Consider the following 19,190-nt stretch of genomic DNA (forward strand, 5'->3'; position numbering starts at 1 on the left):
GGCGGTCAGACGCCGAGCTTGCGTCCGATGTTCGCGACCGTCGCCTTCCGCTGCTCCGGGACGAGCCGGAAGTAGACACGCCCCGGCGTTGGCGGGAATCGCCCGTGCAAGTCGAAGAGCCGCACGACTCCATCGAAGTCCTCGAACTCGCAGTAATGCTTGCGGCTCGCCGACTCAGGCGTTACATAAGACCGCCACGCAGGCTCGGGTGACCGCGCCGGGTCCCAGTGGCCGATCGTTTCGTTGATTCGCAGGAGTTCGCGCGCCCCCGGAACCACCCATCGGGACTCCAGAGTGGCGAACTGCTCCTCGGTCCGTGGCAGGAACAGCAGGTGAGGGTAGAGGTCCGCACGAGCTTCCCAGATCTGCGCACCATTCTGAATTTCAGAGATCCCGGCAGCGCCGATCCATTCGTGGTGGACGTCGACGTGATCGAGCGTGGCGGCATGCCGGATTTCCACGTCGTCTTCGTGGATGTCGTCGTCCGGGTCGTCCGGCAAGGTCGCACGCCGAGCCCGGACCCACGGCACTTCCCAGGCCGAGGCCACAGGCAGGCTCACCGAAGCGCCGTCCATGAGGTGCGCGGCCCCTAAGCCCTTCGCGGGCCGGCCGTCCCAGAAGTACTCTGCGCCTTCCTCCGCGCCGGGCGGGAGGACCGAGCGGAACGGTGCGCGATTCTGCAAGCCGCGGATCCAGCGCCACAGGTCACGGTTGGCGGGACGTCCGGACCATTCGCCGAGGTAGTAACCGGGAGCCAGTTCCACCTCCGCGAGTTTCATCTCAGAGATGAGGGCCGTGTCGCCGCGCTGTGCCGCTACCTTACGGAGCACTCCGACGAACTGCTTCATCGCTTCGTCCACCCGATCCTTCGGCAGGACGACCGTGCAGGACAGTTCGTTGAAGAACAGCAGGACGCGCACGAGGCCCCTTTCGCGCCGAGCGGAAAGCGGAAGGTCGTCAGTCGAGAAGCTGGTCGAGCGAACGGTCCCACTCGTCGAAGAACCCCTGCGGCCAATCCGACAGCATCCCGTCCGGCCCGATCGTCGGGTTGACGATATCGATGATCCCGTCGTCTTGGCGGTGGAAGTAGAGCAGACGCACATCATCGGCGGGAATCCTCTGGCGCTTCACCGCTAGACGGACGCCGTTCAGGATGTGGTCGCTATGCGTCTCGACGATCACTTGGGCACCTGCGGCAGCGGCGGCGCAGGTCAGCCCGGCCAGCGCGCTCTGCCCTTGGGGATGGACGTGAGCCTCCGGGTTCTCGATCAGTAGCAGGGCCCCAGGCCGGGCCGTGAGGCAGGCAACGACGACCGGGAGCACGTAGGTGAGGCCGAATCCGACATTGGTCGGCCGCCGCGAGTTGCTCGTCGGTTGACCAGGACGGTTGAACTCGAAGCCGAGCCGTACCAGATCGGTCCGCTCGATGGCCTCCGTTGAGAGCTTGACCCCAGGGCAGATCTCCCCCATCCAAGCTTCCACTTGATCGAGGAGGCGTGGCGAGGCCCCAGGATGATGCAAAGTCGGCGCCGAGACCGCCTCGTCTCGGTTGTGGCGCAGGAAGTCGATCGTGTACTCGCCGCCAGTTCCGAGGAACCCCCGGCGCACGGCCATCTCATGTGACCGCGGGTATGTCACAGCAGGGTTGATCCGGTCAGCCTTCAGATACTGAAAACCCCTGTTCAACAGACTAACCCTGGCTTCCTCATCATGCCAGGGCCCGACTTCTTCGGGTTGCAGGCCATGCGTTAGCGGCAGGAGATCACCTTCGCGTCTATAGGCGGCACGAATCTCAAATGAGTTATCACCCGCGACTATCTCGAATCCGATCTCTGGAGTTTCACTCTGGCCGACAACATAGTCTTCATGGAGAAGATCTTGCCCGGTCCCCAACTCAACAAGCCGACCGTTAAGTGGAAGGCCGCCTGGAGATGCATTTTCGTCGAACCAGCTGTAATCCACAAGCAGGTTGGCTTCGTCTGCTTGACGCAGGAGGGCCAGGGCTTGCAGGACGGTGCTCTTCCCGGAGGAGTTCAAGCCGGAGAGGAGCGTATAAGGGGCGAGTGGGATTTCCGCCTTGGCGAATGCCTTGAAGTTGGTGATGGTCAGCTTGTCGATCACGTGGCCACCTGCCGGAGGAGTTCTTCGACGGCACGGAAGCGCAGGCGCACCTTCTTCGCGTCGCCGGTCGCGACGGAGATGGCCTGCAAGAACCAGTCGTCTTCGATGAGGGTCATGAACCGTGCCTGTGCCATGTCTCGTCCTTCGACCAACGCGCCGATCTCTTGGGGCTTCATCTTCGCCAGGTTCACCGAGACCGCCTCGAACAGAGCCTTGTTGATCGGAAGGCGTCGATCCTGCCCTGGGAATCGCTTACGGAACGCGTGCTCCTCGAAGATGTCGCGGGCCGCCCACATCGCCCGCTCGAAGTCCGACCGGAGCCGTTCGATCTCATCCGGATCGAGGCTGTTGAGCCGCTTCATCGCCTGGCGGAGGAAGTCGTCGAGATCTCCGCGTGGATAGTCCGCCGGGTCGGTGAGCCGGAAGGCGAGGAAGCGCAACACCATCTCGCGGTCAGCCATTCGGTCCGGCTTGACACTGTGTTGGGTCGCTTCGAGGAACGCTTCGCTAGTGGCCAGCTCGGCGAGCAGCGTGCGGGCGCGGCCCGGGATGAGGGCGTGCCGGAGTTCCTGGAGTGTGAGGGTCTTGCCGCCGATGTTGATGCGGGCGAAGATGTTGAACTTCACCGGCTCCGGCGTCCCCGCCCGGATCAGGTGGACGATCAACTCGGTCTCGTCGATCCTGGTCTGGAGCCCGCCCGGCAACTCTGAATAGGTACGGCCCTCGTAGGCATCGAGGTATTCCAAGCCACGGAGCCTGAGCGGCTCCGCGCCGATCACTTCCGGGTCGACGAAACGGGCGATCGTGGTGAGCCGCTGAATGCCGTCGACAACGGCCCAGCTCTCCTCGCCGCTCTCGGCCGCGTAGAGGGTGGGCAGGGGGATGCGGAGCAGCAGGGACTCGATGAGCCTGCTCTGGGCGGTCTCATTCCAGATCCCGGCAAGGCGCTGAAAGTCCGGAGTCAGATCGAGGACGCCGCGTCGCAGCCGGGCCAGCAGCAGGGCCACCGTCGGGTTTCTGGTCTGGACGTCGATCTTGGCCGGATCGAACGGCTCGTGGATGGACTCGGCGAGGGACGGCTCCTCTTCCTTCTCGACGCCCGTACTGAAGCCCTGGTAGGTGTACTCCACCGGGACGTCGAGCTCTTCCTGCCTGCTCACGCCGATCGTGCCCGTCCTTCGCCGCGTCCGTTCACCCGCGTGCGTCTTGTGACGCGATCCAACACTATCCGGGGTCTTCTCACCGCCGGCGAGTCTCGGTGATCGCGTCGGCCTCGCTCCAGCGGACGATGTCTTCGCCGGCGTCGTACAGGTCGGCGATGGGACGGCGCACGCGGGTGGCGCCCGCGTTGTAGGAGAGGTGGGTCGGCTCGATCCACACGTTCAGTTCCCGTCCGGCCTCGGCCAGGACGCTCACTACGGAGACGCGTCGGCCGTAGCCTTCGACCACGTTGAGCCCGCGGGACCTGAGGCTGGACGCGAGGTGGCCGGCGGTCGCCGTCGGCGGAGAGGTGAGGGGCCTGTGCGGCCACGGGTGCGGCAGCGCGAAGGCGCACCACACCGCCTTTCCCCGGACGCCGTCCCCGGCCCAGGAGCGAGACGGGTGCACGCCCCAGGAGTCGGCGAGCAGGTCGACGATGCTGAGGCCCTTGCCGTGATCGTCTAGGACGTCTTTCGGAGCGATGGTCGGCTGGGACGAGCGGCATGCGTCGAACACCGACACCACCAGTTGCGGCTTCGGGGTCGTTCTCGCCCACATCCACAGCTCGGACGGGACTGGCGGCATGGGCGCGATGTCGGCCCAGGCGCGAAGCGCGTGGTTCAGCGCGTTGGTGACCAGCTCGCTGGCGGCCAGGACCACGTCCTCCACGATGCCGCGTTCCAAGCCGAGCGGCGCCGCCGCCCCGCGGACCAGGGAACGCGCGATGGACGCGCACCTCTCGTCCGGCGGAAGGCGCCACGCGCACATGCCGCCCTTCGAGATATCGCGCGAAAAGGCGCCGCCAATATGTCCAGACTGCACCATGTGTGCCATTTGGAACTCACCTCGCAGGTCAGAAGCCCCTTGCTTTGTCAACACAGGGTGCGCCCAGCTGACTAATCTTGCCTTGTTCCTGTGGAACTTCGGAACTTGCACCGAGCTGAGGATTATCAAATGAACATCAACGAGCCGCCGGACCCCCGGTCCTCAATGTGGGCATGGATCGCCTACTCACTGCGGTTCCACCGCATGCAGCGCGGCCTCACGGGTGACGCTGTGGGCAAGCTGCTGAACTGTGCGCGTTCGTCTATTTCCAGACTCGAGAACAGCGAAGCGAAGCTAACCGACAAGCAGGCCGCCATCCTCGACGAGGCGTGGAACACCGGTGGGCTCTTCTCGATCACGCTCTGGTTCGCCCGGCAGGGACACGACCCGACCTGGTTCCGGACCTTCACCCAGTTCGAGGCCCGATCCCTATGGATGAAGATCTACAGTGGCCAACTCGTCCCTGCGCTCTTCCAGACTCCCGCCTACGCTCGCGCGCTCTTCGCGGAGGGCCGCGCGTCCGACCTCGACAAGGCCGTGGAAGATCGGATATCGCGTCAGAGCATTCTGACCAAGCTGGACCCACCGGACGTGTGGGTGCTCATAGCCGAGTCAGCCTTGGCGTGTCAGGTAGGTGGCGCTCAAGTCATGCGGGAACAACTCGCCAAGCTGCTAGAGATCTCAGAGCTGGCCAACGTCTTCTTGCGCGTGGTGCCCAACACTGCTGGCGCGAACGCAGGCCTCGACGGCTCCTTCAAGATCATCAAGGTCAAGGAGGGGCAGGTGGGGTATGTCGAGGCCTCCAATGGTGGGAGGCTGGTAGCCGATCCTGCCGAGGTCGAGAGGTTTGGAGTAAAGTTCGATCGCATCGGGACGGTGGCGCTCCCGGTCGTCGCCTCCCGAGCCTTGATCAAGCATCTGATGGAGACCATGAAGTGAGATCTCTGACCTGGCGAAAGAGCAGCTACTCATCGGATGGGACCAGCACTCAGTGCGTGGAGCTCGCCGAGATGGGGGGTGCTATCGGGGTTCGAGACAGCAAGAATCCTGGCGGGGGCCACCTCATCTTCGCCCCAAAGACCTTTGCCACCTTGGTGCGCCGCATTAAGGACGACATGTAGCAATCGAGTGCCCGTCCCGGTCACGATGATGGGCAGGTTCTGGAGTGCACATGAGCACTCCCGTTTGACGCAAAAGCAGCCACTCCACGGAGGGCACGTCCGCTCAATGCGTGGAAGTCGCCCGGTTGACCGAGGCGATCGGCATGCGTGACAGCAAGAACCTTGGCAGGGGCCACCTCGCCCTTAGCAAGCCTCAGTTCGCCGATCTGGTCGATCTGGTCTTGCGGATCAAGAGCACCCGCTGAGCCCGCTCCTGAGTCGTCAACTTCTAAACCTGACCTGAGCGGGGCCCCCGACGGTTATCCGTCGGCGGCCCCGCTCGCAGCTTGATCAGCCCTTCTTGGACGCTTCGGCCATTGCGGTAGCCAGCAAGGCCTGTGCTTCGTCCTCCAGTGCATCGGCTTCGTCACGCCACCGGAACGCCTGCCGTACCGTTTCCGCGATCCTCTCCCGATCTTCGGGAGTGCACTCCGGCACGGGGATGTGTTTCCGCAGCCTTTCGTGGATGTCCTGCTGCTTGCCACCGACGCTCATTGAGCGCATGATACGAAAAGCCACCTCAGATCGCATGAAAGCGAAAAGATAGGCACCAGAGAAATCCAGGTCTCCTGGAAGTATGCGCAGAAAATGCTGCGTGTAAGCATGGTCAAGCCAGTTGCCGGTGACAAAAATTGCTCGACAGAATACTTCAGAGTCGCCAAGGGTCCCCTGTGCGGCAATCAAGGTCGATTCGTTCTCGGCGAAGATTCCAGGTGGGGACTTATCTGGATTGATCCATCGCCCCTCGGGCTTAAGCCAGAATCCCTGCCGTTGACCGATCAGCTTTACGCCGCGCTCTGGATCGCTATCTATCCGCACGAACCTAACCCCAGACCCAAGAGCACCCCCGTCACATATCTCACCCAGTTCTCGATGAGGGATTCTCGTTAGTTCCTCGATTAGATTGTGCGCACGCGGAGAGAAGTTAAAAGCGCGCAGCGTACTGGCATCAAGCCCTGAAACGCTAAAGTCAACATCACGAGGGAGGTCGTGCCAGCGAAGGTCGACCAACTCAGGGAGACCAGCGCTCTCGAAGAGGTCCCGAGTGGCCTCTGTGACGCCCGTCTGGAATCGTGATCGGCGCATCATCGCTTCTTGGAAGAGGTCGTCGATCCGGTGCTCGGTCTCTTCGTCCAGCCTAGGTATTGGCAGGTCGGTCAAGTGTGCTGGTTCGATGTGCTTGACGCTCGTTCCATATACAGCACTCTTAATCATCGGTGAGCCGTACGAACTGGAGAGGAATGTGTAGAGGTATCCGGCAGGTATGATGTCGACGTCTGGGACGGCACGGATGACGTGCTGACTGCAAGCGAACCCGTTCATGTCGCTGCGAGCATAGGTGACACGTCCTGCTGTCATACCAGCACAGGTGATGAGTGTCCATCCTGGCTCTAGCCCCAGCTTAGGAATCTTCTTAAAGGACTTCTTCGTGATCATAGCCAGGGAGGACAGGTCTGCCTGAAAGATGTCGGCGCTTGAGAGGTAGGGGACGCCGAACTCTGGGTGTGTCGTCCAGTCGCGTTTGAAGATTCCCGGGCGGAAGATGCGGCCGCTGGTGACCTCCGCGAGGGTTTGGGTGCGCGGGAAGTTCTTCAGGAGCATCCGGGCCGCGTAGCCGTCCGAGACGTAGGGGCCGGGGCTGAGGCGGTGGCCCTGGTCGGTCAGCCAAGAAAATCGTACGGGGTTGTCGGGCTCGGCGAGTTTCACGTGTTCTCCGGGAACCAGGTGCGCAGGCGGTCACAAAGCAAAGTGAAGGCGGGGTCCTTGCAGTGCTCCACCGGCATCTGCTCGGCGACCCTGGTGAAGTCGGAACTGAAGGCCCGAACCTTATGGTGGCGGCGGAGGTGGTCGAGCGCGCCCTCGGGGTCCTTCGGATGCGTCTCGTCCTTCTTCCAATGCTCGCTGCGAACGAGGATCTCCCGGTAATCGTTCGGGAGCGACAAGACGTCGGCCACATCAGGGGCCTGCCACACCCAGGCTTCCAGGCAGGGGTCGATCACTATGACGGCGAGCTCATCCCACGTGCGGACCAGCCGGCGATTGAGATCTTCTGCAAGCCTGGCGGGGCCTGGGCTGCCCGGCCAGTTCGCGTTCAGGACGACCACGGCGCGGCGGTGAAGCCGCTCGAATGGGCTCAGCAGTTCGGGCGCGACGCTGAAGACTCCCTGGTCCCTGCCGGGAGCGACGAAGACGTCCTCCTCGGGATCGAAGGCGAATCGGCCGCAGCCGAGCCTCTTGCCGGGATCGCCCGAGCCGCCGAAGAGCCCGCGCAGCATATGTTCCGCTGCGCAGGAGGCGACGAGGAACACGACGTCTCGCCGGGAATCCTGAATCTCGGTCACGAGAGCACTCCGGCGGCGAAGAGGGTTCCCATGTCGAGGGAGCCGCGCCATTCGCGTAGCCGGGGGTGTCGCTCCCCGGGAACCACATCCGCGCCGCCGTCGTCGTTCAGCCGGGCCGCGAGGACCTCGTCCTTCGGAGTGTGCGCCAGGACGATCGGTGAGTGGGTCGACACCCACACCTGCGAGGCGCCGATCGATCTCAGGGATTGGGTGACCGTCTCGATCGCCCTGGGGTGGACACCGTTCTCCGGTTCTTCCGTCATCAAGAGCCTGGGCAGCGCTGTCTCGTCCAAGAAGGGCAGCAGTGTCAGCGTCAGCAGCCGCAGTGTGCCCTCCGACAGGCCGGTGGAGGTGACGCCGTACCCGCTCGCATGCTTCACGTCAAAGTAGGCGTGGCTGTCCTCTTCCCGTTCGACGACCTTGACGGAGGCTACCTGGGGCAGTGCTACGCGTAGATGGGCAAGCCAGGCGGCGAACCGGTCGGGGTCGTTCTCTTGAAGAGCGAGTGCGAGCCACGGGATGTTCTGTCCGGACGGCTCCAGCACATCGGGGCCGCCGGGAGGGGCCGGACGCCGGAGCGTGTCCCAGTGCGGTGCCAGGAAGGTGACGTCCTCGCGCAGGAATTGGGCGAACCACAGGGCCGCTGGGAAGAGCGTCGGGTCGGCGGGGATCGTGTCGAGCGAGAGCCGTTCCGGCGGTACCCGGAAGGGCGGGATCTCGGTGTCCCGCGTCGTCGTCTCCGGAATGAACTTGGTGGGGCCGTTGCGTTCCCGGGCTATCACCGCCTGCCAGTCGTCGTGCGGCAGCGGCGTATCGTCCCTCGTGCCCTGCGGGAACGTGCCGGGTTCGGGACGGTTCCCGTCCCCGGTGAACAAGAACATGCTCTCGTCGGACACCTTGATCGTGCGTTTGGACACGTCCAAGCGGACCTCGTAACGCAGATGGGTGGGCACGGGCTTGCCGAGCCTGGCCATGCTCGTGCTCGCCAGGCGGTCGACATGGTCGGCGGGCAGCCTCGCCTCGACGGCGAACGAGATCGTGTCTCCCTCCTGGCGGTGCAGCAGTTCCAGCGGGGCGCCCGCGCGCGGCGTCCGTCCGGGACGTGCGTGGAGGAACGCGCCGGCCACCCGCTGCTCGCGTACCAGGTCGCCGAGCAGGACGGGGACGTCCAGCAACGTGGTCTTGCCGGAGCCGTTGGTCCCGACGATCACGTGGTGGCGGTCCAGGTCGATCGTGAGCCGGGAGAAGCAGCGGTAGCCGTACGCCTCGATCCTGGTGATCATCGGCGGCTCCCTCGGGGCAGCCCCGGCTCCTTGTGCCTGACGCGGAACTCCTTGTACGCCTTCGCGATCTCCTTGAGGTCGTCGTCGATGGCCTTGCGCTTGCGGTGCAGGATGGTGACCTCGTCGCGGTCGCCGATCCGGACCCGCTCCTTCTCCTCCACGACCTCCAGGACGATCTCTCCGTCCGGGTGGCGCTTGTAGACCGGGTTGCCGCGCCGGTCTATGCCGACCTTCTCGGCCACGGCCATGAAGACCGGGTAGTCGTCCTGCTTGCCCATCGTCGTCTCGAGCTTCTCCCGCTCGGTCTTCCGCTTCAGGAAGAGCAGGCTGGTGAGGATGTTGACCCCCGCGTCGTGGATGAAGGTCTCCACCGGGAGCTCGACGCTGGCGAGGACCCAGCAGTTGTCCAGGATCCACTGGCGGATGCCCTCGTCGACCGGGCCCGGGTTCGACAGGATCCCGTTCGGTAGGACGATGCCGATCCGGCCGCCGGGTCTGACCCACTCCACGGCTCGCTGGATGAAGAGCTGCTCTGGCGACACGGCGGCCCGGCGTTCGCCGGTGGGTTCGGCCCTGCCGGTCTCCTTGTTCCGGATGAAGGCGCTGGCGACGCCGTCCCGGTACATGTCCAGGATCTCGGCGCTCTCGACCTTGATGTCGGTGCCGAACGGCGGGTTCGTCATCAGGACGTCGACCGAGCCCAACTGGATGCGCTCGCTCGCCGGGGCCACACCGGAGAGATGGCCTCTGGGGAAGGCCAGGGAGTCCAGGTGGTAGACGTTTCCCTCGCCGCCCGTCAGGGTCATGATGCTCATGCTGGTGGCCCGGACGAGGAATGGGTCGAAGTCGGCGCCGAACAGGTGCTCCTCGGCGAAAGTGTGCAGCCGGTCCTGGTGGGCGATCAGCTGCTCCTCGGTGTCGGGAAGTCCGCTGGTCTGCTCCTCGTCCCGCCATTTGTTGAGCAGGTGGCGGAGCGTCTCGCGGAGGAAGCCGCCGGTGCCGCAGGCGGGGTCGAAGACGGTCTCGTCCTCCTGGGGGTCGAGGATCGACACCGTCAGCTCGACCGCGCCGATGGGGGTGAAGTACTGTCCCCGGTCACCGCGCAGGTTGGCGCCGAGGAGTTCCTGGTAGGCCATCCCCTTGACGTCGATGTCGGTGCCCGTCAGGTCGTAGGGCGCGAGCTCGCCGACGATGAACGCCAGCGCCCGGTCGGACATCGTGATCTCATCGCGTGCGGTGAAGAGCGGGTACTCCCGCTTGACCTCCGCGAAGAGCGCCTCGATCCGCTTGCGGATGGCCTTGCGGCCGTCCTCGGTGAACGGTTCGGACGGTAGCGCGTAGAACTCCGGTGCCCGGCCGGTGCGGCGGCTGATCCGCTCGTCGTACATCTTGGCGAACAGCAGGTAGAGGAACTGCCAGAAAGCGGCGTCCTTCGGCATGCCCTCGTTGCCGTGGATGTAGTTGTGACAGCGCTGGAAGGCCGTCTTGAGCATTTCTCTCTCGCCGCGGCGCAGGCGCGCGACCGACACGACCGTGCCGCTCTGCACCGATTCGTCGGCGAGCGGCCAGTCGGCCCGCTGCTCGAACCGGGCGCCGAATCGGGTCGATTCCTTGTAGAGGAAGAAGAAGTCGACGCCGTTGGTCCACATGCCGTATTGGGCACGTGGAGTCGCCTCCGTGCCGAGGAGTGTCTCGAGTTCCTCCAGGTCTTCCTTCGCCTGGGTGTAGGTGCGGATCTTGGTGACCTTGCGGCTCGCCTTGGGCTCGGGCTTGCAGATCACGACGCGGCGCAGGTTCTCCGGCCGATGCTCGGCTTCATGCTCGAAGATCGCTATGTCGGCCTTCTTGGTCGTCCGGCGCCGTCCGACCGCGTCCACGGGGATCGGGAAGTCGCGCTCCATGTCGGCGACCGAGATCCCGTACTCGTGGAACAGCGCCCGTGCGACCCGCTGCCGGACGGGCTCGCTCCCCCGGTCCCGGACTCGCTTGCCGGTGATGAAGTCGATGATCTCGTCGTCGGCGAGCGAATCGGGCGCGCCGTCCTCGGTCCCGGGCGCCTTGCCCGCGTCTCCGATGTCCAAGCTGACCTGCTCCATCCGCCACGACCCTGTTCTCATTCCCGCCCGCGGAACGGGTTCCGCATGTGCACCTAGGATCCTAGGCCCCGACCCTGGAGCCACCGGCGCGATCCCATCGCGGACGTCGAAGCCCGGTGAATGGTCTACGGGTGCAGTGGAGTCGGCACATTCGCGCTGGTTCGGGGGTGACAATGGGGCGGTGGCGGATCTGGGCTCGGGGGCGGAAGGGCCGCAGCCGTTCGCGCATCTCAGCGCTCCGAACGCGGCTCTCTACCGGGATGTGCTGCGCTCGTTCGCACGGGCGAAGGAGCGCTTCATCGTCCACCTGCGCCCGGAGGACGTGGCGGCGGAGCTGCGGCGGGGCAGCGACGAGCAGCTCGCGCAGGCGTTGGACAAACTGGTGGAGTGGGGGAACCTTCGGGCCGACGCCGACACCGGCCGCGTGACGACCGTCGAGGACTTCCACCGCAAGCGGTTCCTGTACCAGCTCACCGCGGCGGGTCATGCCGCCGAGCAGGCGATCGCGTTCTACGAGGAGGCGATCGGTCAGCGCGGCGTGCTCCAGTCGGTGGCGCTCGCCGACATCGCCGACCAGCTCGCGGCCCTGTCGGCGCTGGCGGGCGAGAGCGACCCGGATCCAGCCAAGGTCCATCTGTTGTTGTTGACGCTGGCGGACCGGTTCTCCTCGCTGGCCGACAACGCGCAGGCGTTCATGTCGTCGCTGCGGCGGGCGATCGATTTCTCCGATGGGGATGTCGAGGGCTTCATCGCCTATAAGGAGCGGCTCATCGACTACATCAACCGGTTCATCGCCGAGCTCGCCAACTCCGGCGCACATATCGCGAAGCTGCTGGACCAGGTCGAGGCGCGCGGCCATGAGCGGCTGCTCGGGCTGGCGGCGCGCCGGGAGGCGTCCGACGCGGTCCCGGACCAGGACGACGCGGACGAGGCGTTCAGCCGGGCTGAGGCCGCCGCGCTGGAGTCGTGGCGCAACCGGTGGCGCGGGCTGCGCGACTGGTTCGTCTCCGGTGGGACGTACCGGCCGTCGCAGGCGCGGCTGCTCCGGCAGTCGGCGGTGACGGCGATCAAGCAGCTGGTCGACACGGTGGGGCTGCTGAACGAGCGCCGCTCCGGCCGCTCGGACCGGTCGGCGGACTTCCGGGCGCTGGCCCGCTGGTTCGCCGAGGCGCCGGACGAGGCGTCGATGCACCGGCTGTGGAGGGCGGCGTTCGGGCTGACGTCCGCGCGGCACCTCACCGTGACCGACGCGACGGTGGCGGCCTGGAGCGATGCGGAACCGCAGGGCCGGCCGTGGGCGGACGCGCCGCCGGTGCGGATTTCGCCGCAACTGCGCCGGACCGGGTCCTACGAACGGCGGGGCAAGCCGAACCGTGTCCAGGACCGGTCGCACATGCGGCGGCTGCTGCGCGAGCGCGCTGATCAGGAGGCCGCGGAGACGGCGGTGGCGCGGTCGCGACTGTGCACCGACGGGCCCGATCTCCTGTCGGAGCTGGGGACATTGGACGCCCGGGCCTTTCGGCTGTTTCTGAGTCTGCTGGGGGACGCGCTGGCGGCGCGGCTGCCGGGCGACACCGAGGTGAAGGCGGTCACCGGGGACGGGTCGATGGAGGTGCGGCTGTCCGTCGTCTCGGGCGGCGGGCAGGTGCGCATCGTGACCGAGGACGGCGTGCTCAGCGGACCTGAGCACCTCATCGAGATCACTGATCTGCATGAGTGACGAGGACACCGCGCGGCGGCGGGCGGCGCTGCGAGCGCTGCTGCGGCGCCCGCTGCTGACCGCCGAGTCCGATCCGGACGTTCTGGTGCTGGTCCGCCGGTACCAGGCGGAGCTGCGCGACTGGCTGAGCAGGGAGACGGGCTGGCGGCTCCAGGTGGACGCCGAGACGGCCCGGCTGTTCAAGACGGCGCCGACGCTCGACGACGGCACGCATCCGGCGCGCGGCAGGGCCGGGGAGCCGTTCGGGCGGCGCCGTTATGTGGTGCTGTGCCTGGCGTTGGCGGTGCTGGAGCGCGCCGACGCGCAGACGACGCTGGGGCGGCTCGCCGAGGAGGTGCTGAACGCCGCGGCCGAGCCGGATCTGGCGTACCCGTTCAGCCTGGACAGCCGGGCGGAGCGGTCCGATCTGGTGGCGGTGGTGCGGCTGCTGCTCAGCTGGGGCGTACTGCGGCGTGTGTCCGGAGATGAGGAGTCCTACCTGTCGGCGACCGGGGACGTCCTGTACGACGTGCGCCGGGCCGTTCTCGCGTCGTTGCTCACCGGGGTGCGTGGGCCGTCCACCGTCGTCGCGACCACCTTCGCGGAGCGGCTGGCGGAGTTGACCGACGAACCCGTCCCCGACACCGACGAGTTGCGCAACCGGGCGCTGCGGCGCGGCTTGACGCGCAGGCTTCTGGAAGACCCGGTGGTCTACTACGACGACCTGGACGACGCCGAACGCGCCTATCTGGTGTCTCAGCGCGCCGCCATCACCCGCCGGATCGAGGAGGTCACCGGTCTTGTCGCCGAGGTGCGGGCCGAGGGCGTGGCGATGGTCGACCCGGCCGACGAGCTGACCGATGTCCGGATGCCCGAGCAGCGCACCGACGGGCATGTGACGCTGCTGGTCGCCGAGTACCTGTCAGGACGGGACGAGGCGGGGCGGGACGAGCTGACCGCTTTCGTCCGTGACATGGCCGTACGGCACCGGGCGTTCTGGCGCAAGGGCGTGACGGAGCCCGGCGCCGCGGAGGAACTGCTGGACATCGCGCTCGGGAAGCTGGCGGCCCTGAGGCTCGTGGAGGTGCGGGCGGATTGGGTGAGGGCTCGCCCGGCGATCGCGCGCTACGCCGTGGAAGAGCCGACCATCCGGGAACCGAGGAGGGCCGAAGGATGAGAGAGGTGCCCGCTGCGGCGTCCGAGCGCTGGAAGCCGCTGCGCGCCGGGCTCGTCGACATGTTCTACTACGACGTCGAAGAGTTCTGGTTCCATGACGGACGGCTGCTGCTGCGTGGCAACAACGGCACCGGCAAATCGAAGGTGCTGGCGCTGACGCTGCCGTTCCTGCTGGACGGGGAGCTGTCCTCGCACCGGGTGGAGCCCGACGGCGACAAGCAGAAGAGGATGGAGTGGAACCTGCTGCTCGGCGGAAAGCATCCGCATCCCGAACGGCTCGGCTACACATGGCTGGAGTTCGGCCGCCGGCATCCGGACGGTACCGAGGAGTACCGGACGCTCGGCTGCGGTCTGAAGGCGGTGAAGGACCGCGGGATCGCCCGGCACTGGTTCTTCGTCACGACGCGCCGCGTGGGCGTGGACCTGTCCCTGGTCTCGGACGGTGGCGTGTCGCTGACGCGGGAGAAGCTGCGCGACGCCGTGGAGGGCCACGGGCTGGTCTACGACCGGGCGTCCGACTACCGGCGGGCGGTCGACGAGGCGCTGTTCGGGCTGGGTGAGCACCGCTACGAGGCGCTGGTCAACCTGCTGATCCAGCTCCGCCAGCCGCAACTGTCGAAGAAGCCGGATGAACGGCTGCTGTCCCGCGCGCTGACGGAGGCGCTGCCGCCGCTCAGCCCGGCGCTGGTGGCCACGGTGGCGGAGGCGTTCCGCGGCCTGGACGAGGAGCGTGACGCGCTGCGCGCCCTGGAGGACGCGCACAAGGCCACCATCGGCTTCCTCGGGCACTACACCAGGTACGCGCGGATCGCGGCGAAACGGAAGGCGGCAGGGCCGCGCCTCACGCAGAGCCGCTACGAGCATCTCAACCGGGGCCTTACCGAGGCGGAGACGCGGTTCTCGACGGCGGAGTCCGAGCTGGCGAATGCCGGGCGGCTGCTGGAGAAGCTGGAGGCGGAGAAGACCCGGCTGGAGGCGCGCCGGCATGCGCTTGAGGCAAGCCCGGAGATGCGCGACGCCGAGCGCATCGAGCAGATTGGCGCGGAGGCACGGCGGCAGAACGCGCATGCGCGGACCCGGGAACGTGATCGCGATGAGCTGGCCGGCGAGGTCGAGCGCAGGCAACGCCGGGCCGGGACCGCGCTCTCGCGCGCGGAGTCGGCCGAGCGCACGTTCGGCGCCGCCCGGGATGAATCGGCAACACTGGCGAAGGCGGCCGGCTGCGGTCGCGCCCACGCCGAGGCGATGGACGGCTGGGATGCCGATCCCGCCAACGCGCAGCGGAACACCGGAAGGCTCGCAGAAGTCCGGTCCCGTGCCCTTGCCGAACTCGACCGCCTGATGGCTGAGGTCAACGCGGTCCGGACCCGGCTGAAAGCCGCCACCGCCGAGGTGGAACGGCTGCTCGGCGAACAGCAGGCCGCCGCCGAGCGGATCGCCGCGGCCGACGCGGACACGCAGGCGGGTGCGGCTGCGCTGCTGGACGCCTACACCACCTATCTCGCCGGGCTCACCGAGATCCGGCTGGACGATCCCGACGCCGTCCTGGCCGCACTGGAGGAATGGGCGCAGACCGCCGAAGGCCGCAACCTCGCCGCGACCGCCGTGGACGACGCGGTCCGCGCGGCGACCGCGGCGCTCGGCGGGCAGGTGGCGGACGTCGAGTCCCAGCTGCGGATCGAGCGGACCAACATGGAGGCACTGCTCGACGAGATCGGGCGGCTGGAGGCCGGCGGGCACGATGTTCCGCCCGTTCCGCACACGCGCGCCGGCTCCCGCGCGGGCCGTCCGGGCGCGCCGCTGTGGAAGGTCGTCGACTTCGCCGACACCGTGCCGGACGACCACCGGGCCGGGCTGGAGGCCGCGCTGGAGGCGGCCGGAATCCTGGACGCCTGGGTGACGCCGGACGGAGCCCTCCTCGGCGAGGACGACACGTTCGTGCTGTCCGGCGGGGTCGTCCAGGGTCCGTCGTGCGAGCTGGTGCTGCGACCCGCCGTCGACCGCGCCGACCCGGCCGCCGCCGCGGTCGCCGACGGTGCGGTGCGGGCCGTCCTCGCCGGGATCGGCCTCGGCCCCGGTGCCCGGACCTGGATCGCGGTGGACGGACGCTGGGCGAACGGCGTCCTCGGCGGCTCCTGGCATAAGGACGACGCCCGCTTCATCGGCGAGGGCGCCCGCGAGGCCGCGCGCCGCGCCCGTATCACCCGGCTCCGCGCCGACCTCGCCGAGACCCGGTCGCGGATCACGGCGCTGGAGCGGGAACGGGGCAGGCTGTCGCAGCGGCAGGAGGCGTTGGCCGCCGAGCACCGCGAGATCCCGCCCGACACCGAGTTGCGCGAGGCGCATGTCCGGCTCGCCGCCGAGCATCGCAGGCGGCGGGACCTGGACATCGAGCGCGGACGCGCGGATGCGGTCGTGGCCCGGTGCCGCGACGAGGTCGGAGCGGCGGAGCGGCAGGCCGCCGAGTTCGCCTCCGACGTTGGCCTGCCGGCCGACGAGACCAGGTTCGCGGCCGTGCGCGAGGCGATCGACGGCTACCGGCTGGCGCTCGCCGAGCTGTGGCCCGCGGCGCGCGCTCTGCTGTCGGCGCGGGAGGCGGCGCAGGACGCCGCCGAGGAACTAGAGCACGTCCAGCGGCGGCTGGCGAAGGCGGCCGAGGACGCGGCGGAGGCACGCGGGCGGGCGGATGCGATCACAGAGGAGCATCGGGCACTGGTCGAGACCGCGGGCGCCGCCGTCAACGAGCTGTTCCGGCAACTCGAAGAGGTCAAACTGTCCCTCGACGAACGGGACCGCTCAGAGTCGGCGGCACGCCTCCGGGAACGGTCGGCACTGGAGGAACGCGGCAACGCCCAGGGCACGCGCGACCAGCTCCGCACCGAGATCACCGATGCCACGGCCGCCCGCGACGAGGCCGTCACCGCGTTTCGCGCGTTCGCCACGACCGGCCTGCTGGACGTCGCGCTGCCGGGCCTGGACGTTCCCGACCCAGCGCAGGAGTGGGCGGCCAATCCCGCCGTGATTCTGGCCCGCGCCGTCAACGCCGACCTGGACGCGATCGACGACGGCGACGGCCCCTGGGACCGTGTGCAGAAGAAGGTGACCGAGGAGCACAAGCTGCTTTCGGACGCGATGTCCCGGCACGGCCATTCGGTCGGCCTGACCCTGCGCGAGGGGATCATGGTCGTGGACGTGCTGTTCCAGGGTCGCAACCGGGACATTCCCGGCCTGGCGGCGGCCTTGGAGACCGAGACGGAGCACCGGGCCCGGCTGCTGTCCGCCCGCGAGCGGGAGATCCTGGAGAACCACCTGCTGAACGAAGTCGCGGGTACGCTCCAGGAGCTCATCGCCGCCGCCGAGGACGAAGTGCGGGAGATGAACGCCGAGCTCACGTCCCGTCCGACGTCCACCGGGATGCGGCTGCGGCTGGTGTGGAAGCCCGCGAAGAACGCGCCGGACGGGCTGGAGCGCGTCCGCGACAGGCTCCGGCAGACGATCGACGCCTGGTCGGCGGACGATCGCGCCGCCGTCGGGCGGTTCCTGCAGGAGCAGATCGCCCGCGAGCACGCCGACAACCCGTCGTCCGGCTGGACCGAGCAGCTCACCCGGGCACTGGACTACCGGTCCTGGCACGCCTTCACGATCCAGCGGCTCCAGGACGGGCAGTGGCGTCCGGCGACCGGTCCCGCGTCCGGTGGCGAACGGGTGCTCGCCGCTTCCGTGCCGCTGTTCGCCGCCGCGTCCGCGCATTACAAGTCGGCCGCCAACCCGCATGCGCCACGGCTCGTCGCCCTGGACGAGGCGTTCGCCGGTGTGGACGACGACTCGCGTGCAAAATGCCTCGGCCTGCTCGCCACGTTCGACATGGACGTGGCGATGACCAGCGAGCGCGAATGGGGCTGCTACCCGCAGGTGCCCGGCCTGTCGATCTGCCAGCTGTCCCGGCGGGACGGCATCGACGCCGTCCTGGTGACCCCGTGGCGCTGGGACGGCCGCGAACGCACCCGCGCCGACCTCCCGCAGCCCGCCAGGGGACAGGCGGACCTGTTCGGATGACGGACACCGACCGGCTGCGACGGCTGCTCGGCGGCCCCGATACCGCCTGGCTACTCCAGCGGATCCGACGCCGACTCGAACGCGGCGGCGCGCTCAGCGGGACCGTCACACTCACCGGCGCCACCCCATTCCAGCGGCGCGCTATCGAACTGCTCCTGGGCCGCCGTACCGTCGCCGGCGCATCACTGTCGGTGTCGCTGGCCGAGGTCGACCGCGTGCTGCGAACCAGCGGCGCCTGCCCCGGCGGGCTCACCACCGCCGTGGAGATCCTGGACGGTCCCGTCCGCGACCTGGCCAAGGAACGGGCCGAGACGGCCGCCGCTTGGGCGGCAGCCTTCGAACCGCTAGACGAAGCGGTAGCTACCCGTCCCGAACTCGCCGAATGGCGCGAGCGGCTCACCATTTCCGGCCTCGTCCGCCGCCTGGCATCCCTTGAGGATGCTCCCGGGATGCTGAAGCAGCTCGCCGCGGTCGTGCGGGCACTGCCCGCCTCCGGCGTCCCGCTGGGCCGGTTCGCCGCCGAGACCTGCGGCAACGCCCACGCCCTCGACGATGGCCACCCGCTCGCCACGCTGGCGATCTCCGGCGCCCGCGCCATCGCCGGACTGCCGTTCCGCGCGGACGGCGGCGCCGAATCCCGCCGCGACACCTGGGCGGCGGTCGGCGTGCACCTGGACGAACTGTCCTCCACCGTCCTATGTCTGGGCCTGCCGGGTGACACAGCCACCCCGACCGGCCGGATGCTCGCCGCCATGCGCGGCGAACCGGTCTCGCTCACCCTGCGCCAGCTCCGCCACCACACCACCCCCATACGCTCCCGCCTGGTTCGCGTTTGCGAAAACCCTGTCGTCCTTACGGCGGCGGCCGACGCCCTCGGCCCGTCCTGCCCACCCCTGGTCTGCTGCAACGGGCGTCCGTCCGCCGCGGTCTGGCGCCTCCTGGAACTCCTCGCCGAGGGCTCAGCCGAGTTCGCCTACCACGGCGACTTCGACTGGGGCGGAGTGGCGATCGCCAACGCCGTCCACACCCGCATCGGCTGGCGGCCCTGGCGCTACGACGCCACCGCCTACCTCGAAGCGGCCTCCGACACCCCGTTGACCGGACGCCCCTCCCCCACCCCCTGGGACCCTGGACTGTCCACGGCCATGACCGACCGCGGCACACGCGTCGAAGAAGAACAAGTCCTTTCCGACCTCATCGCCGACCTCACCCCGCCGCACAACGCCGGCTGA

At 67.9% G+C, this 19,190-nt stretch carries 14 protein-coding genes and 1 pseudogene; 7 read left to right on the top strand and 8 right to left on the bottom strand.

Annotated elements, in window-relative coordinates; translation table 11 throughout:
* Positions 1 to 5: 5 nt before the first annotated feature.
* The 4 genes from BM339_RS14295 to BM339_RS14310 form a co-directional block, all read right to left on the bottom strand.
* Complete coding sequence (locus tag BM339_RS14295) at positions 6 to 920, bottom strand: hypothetical protein (RefSeq protein WP_075021124.1); 915 nt, start codon at positions 918 to 920, stop codon at positions 6 to 8.
* Between the two features lie 37 nt (positions 921 to 957).
* On the bottom strand, positions 958 to 2,121 hold the full coding sequence (locus tag BM339_RS14300; RefSeq protein ID WP_075021125.1) for a DUF3696 domain-containing protein: 1,164 nt from the start codon (positions 2,119 to 2,121) through the stop codon (positions 958 to 960).
* Positions 2,118 to 3,281 (bottom strand): DUF262 domain-containing protein, encoded by a 1,164-nt coding sequence (locus BM339_RS14305; protein ID WP_083597623.1) that lies wholly within the window; start codon positions 3,279 to 3,281, stop codon positions 2,118 to 2,120. The genes BM339_RS14300 and BM339_RS14305 overlap by 4 nt, the downstream gene beginning before the upstream one ends.
* 79 nt (positions 3,282 to 3,360) lie before the next feature.
* Positions 3,361 to 4,089, bottom strand: a complete 729-nt coding sequence (locus BM339_RS14310) for an ATP-binding protein (protein WP_075021126.1) — start codon at positions 4,087 to 4,089, stop codon at positions 3,361 to 3,363.
* Positions 4,090 to 4,275: 186 nt separating this feature from the next.
* Between BM339_RS14310 and BM339_RS51340 the strand changes: the two genes are divergently transcribed.
* The 3 genes and pseudogenes from BM339_RS51340 to BM339_RS14325 all read left to right on the top strand — a co-directional run.
* Positions 4,276 to 5,085 carry a helix-turn-helix domain-containing protein gene (locus BM339_RS51340; RefSeq protein WP_075021127.1) on the top strand — a complete coding sequence of 270 codons (810 nt, stop codon included), beginning with the start codon at positions 4,276 to 4,278 and terminating at the stop codon, positions 5,083 to 5,085.
* Positions 5,082 to 5,267: a DUF397 domain-containing protein gene (locus BM339_RS51345; protein ID WP_075021128.1), complete on the top strand. Its 186-nt coding sequence runs from the start codon at positions 5,082 to 5,084 to the stop codon at positions 5,265 to 5,267. The genes BM339_RS51340 and BM339_RS51345 overlap by 4 nt, the downstream gene beginning before the upstream one ends.
* Positions 5,268 to 5,347: 80 nt before the next feature.
* A pseudogene (locus BM339_RS14325) lies at positions 5,348 to 5,512 on the top strand (DUF397 domain-containing protein); the annotation flags it as partial.
* Between the two features lie 85 nt (positions 5,513 to 5,597).
* On the opposite strand, the gene mads5 reads toward BM339_RS14325, so the two are convergent.
* The 4 genes from mads5 to mads2 are packed head-to-tail and all read right to left on the bottom strand — an operon-like array spanning position 5,598 to position 11,012.
* Positions 5,598 to 7,013 (bottom strand): methylation-associated defense system restriction endonuclease subunit S MAD5, encoded by a 1,416-nt coding sequence (gene mads5, locus BM339_RS14330; protein WP_075021130.1) that lies wholly within the window; start codon positions 7,011 to 7,013, stop codon positions 5,598 to 5,600.
* Complete coding sequence (gene mads4, locus BM339_RS14335; RefSeq protein ID WP_075021131.1) at positions 7,010 to 7,648, bottom strand: methylation-associated defense system protein MAD4; 639 nt, start codon at positions 7,646 to 7,648, stop codon at positions 7,010 to 7,012. Before mads4 ends, mads5 begins: the two co-directional genes overlap by 4 nt.
* Positions 7,645 to 8,931 carry a methylation-associated defense system AAA family ATPase MAD3 gene (mads3, locus tag BM339_RS14340; protein ID WP_075021132.1) on the bottom strand — a complete coding sequence of 429 codons (1,287 nt, stop codon included), beginning with the start codon at positions 8,929 to 8,931 and terminating at the stop codon, positions 7,645 to 7,647. Before mads3 ends, mads4 begins: the two co-directional genes overlap by 4 nt.
* A complete protein-coding gene (gene mads2 / locus BM339_RS14345) occupies positions 8,928 to 11,012 on the bottom strand; it encodes a methylation-associated defense system DNA methyltransferase MAD2 (protein WP_218163638.1) in 2,085 nt (694 codons plus the stop codon). The genes mads3 and mads2 overlap by 4 nt, the downstream gene beginning before the upstream one ends.
* A gap of 196 nt (positions 11,013 to 11,208) precedes the next feature.
* Between mads2 and BM339_RS14350 the strand changes: the two genes are divergently transcribed.
* Genes BM339_RS14350 through BM339_RS14365 form a run of 4 tightly spaced genes read left to right on the top strand, consistent with a single transcriptional unit; the run spans position 11,209 to position 19,190 of the window.
* Entirely contained in the window at positions 11,209 to 12,747 is a 1,539-nt protein-coding gene (locus tag BM339_RS14350; RefSeq protein ID WP_256255347.1) for a TIGR02677 family protein, read from the top strand.
* Entirely contained in the window at positions 12,740 to 13,903 is a 1,164-nt protein-coding gene (locus BM339_RS14355; RefSeq protein WP_075021134.1) for a TIGR02678 family protein, read from the top strand. Before BM339_RS14350 ends, BM339_RS14355 begins: the two co-directional genes overlap by 8 nt.
* Positions 13,900 to 17,958 (top strand): TIGR02680 family protein, encoded by a 4,059-nt coding sequence (locus tag BM339_RS14360; RefSeq protein ID WP_075021135.1) that lies wholly within the window; start codon positions 13,900 to 13,902, stop codon positions 17,956 to 17,958. Before BM339_RS14355 ends, BM339_RS14360 begins: the two co-directional genes overlap by 4 nt.
* Complete coding sequence (locus tag BM339_RS14365) at positions 17,955 to 19,190, top strand: TIGR02679 family protein (RefSeq protein ID WP_075021136.1); 1,236 nt, start codon at positions 17,955 to 17,957, stop codon at positions 19,188 to 19,190. Before BM339_RS14360 ends, BM339_RS14365 begins: the two co-directional genes overlap by 4 nt.

It is taken from the genome of Actinomadura madurae (genome assembly GCF_900115095.1).
Taxonomy (GTDB): domain Bacteria; phylum Actinomycetota; class Actinomycetes; order Streptosporangiales; family Streptosporangiaceae; genus Spirillospora; species Spirillospora madurae.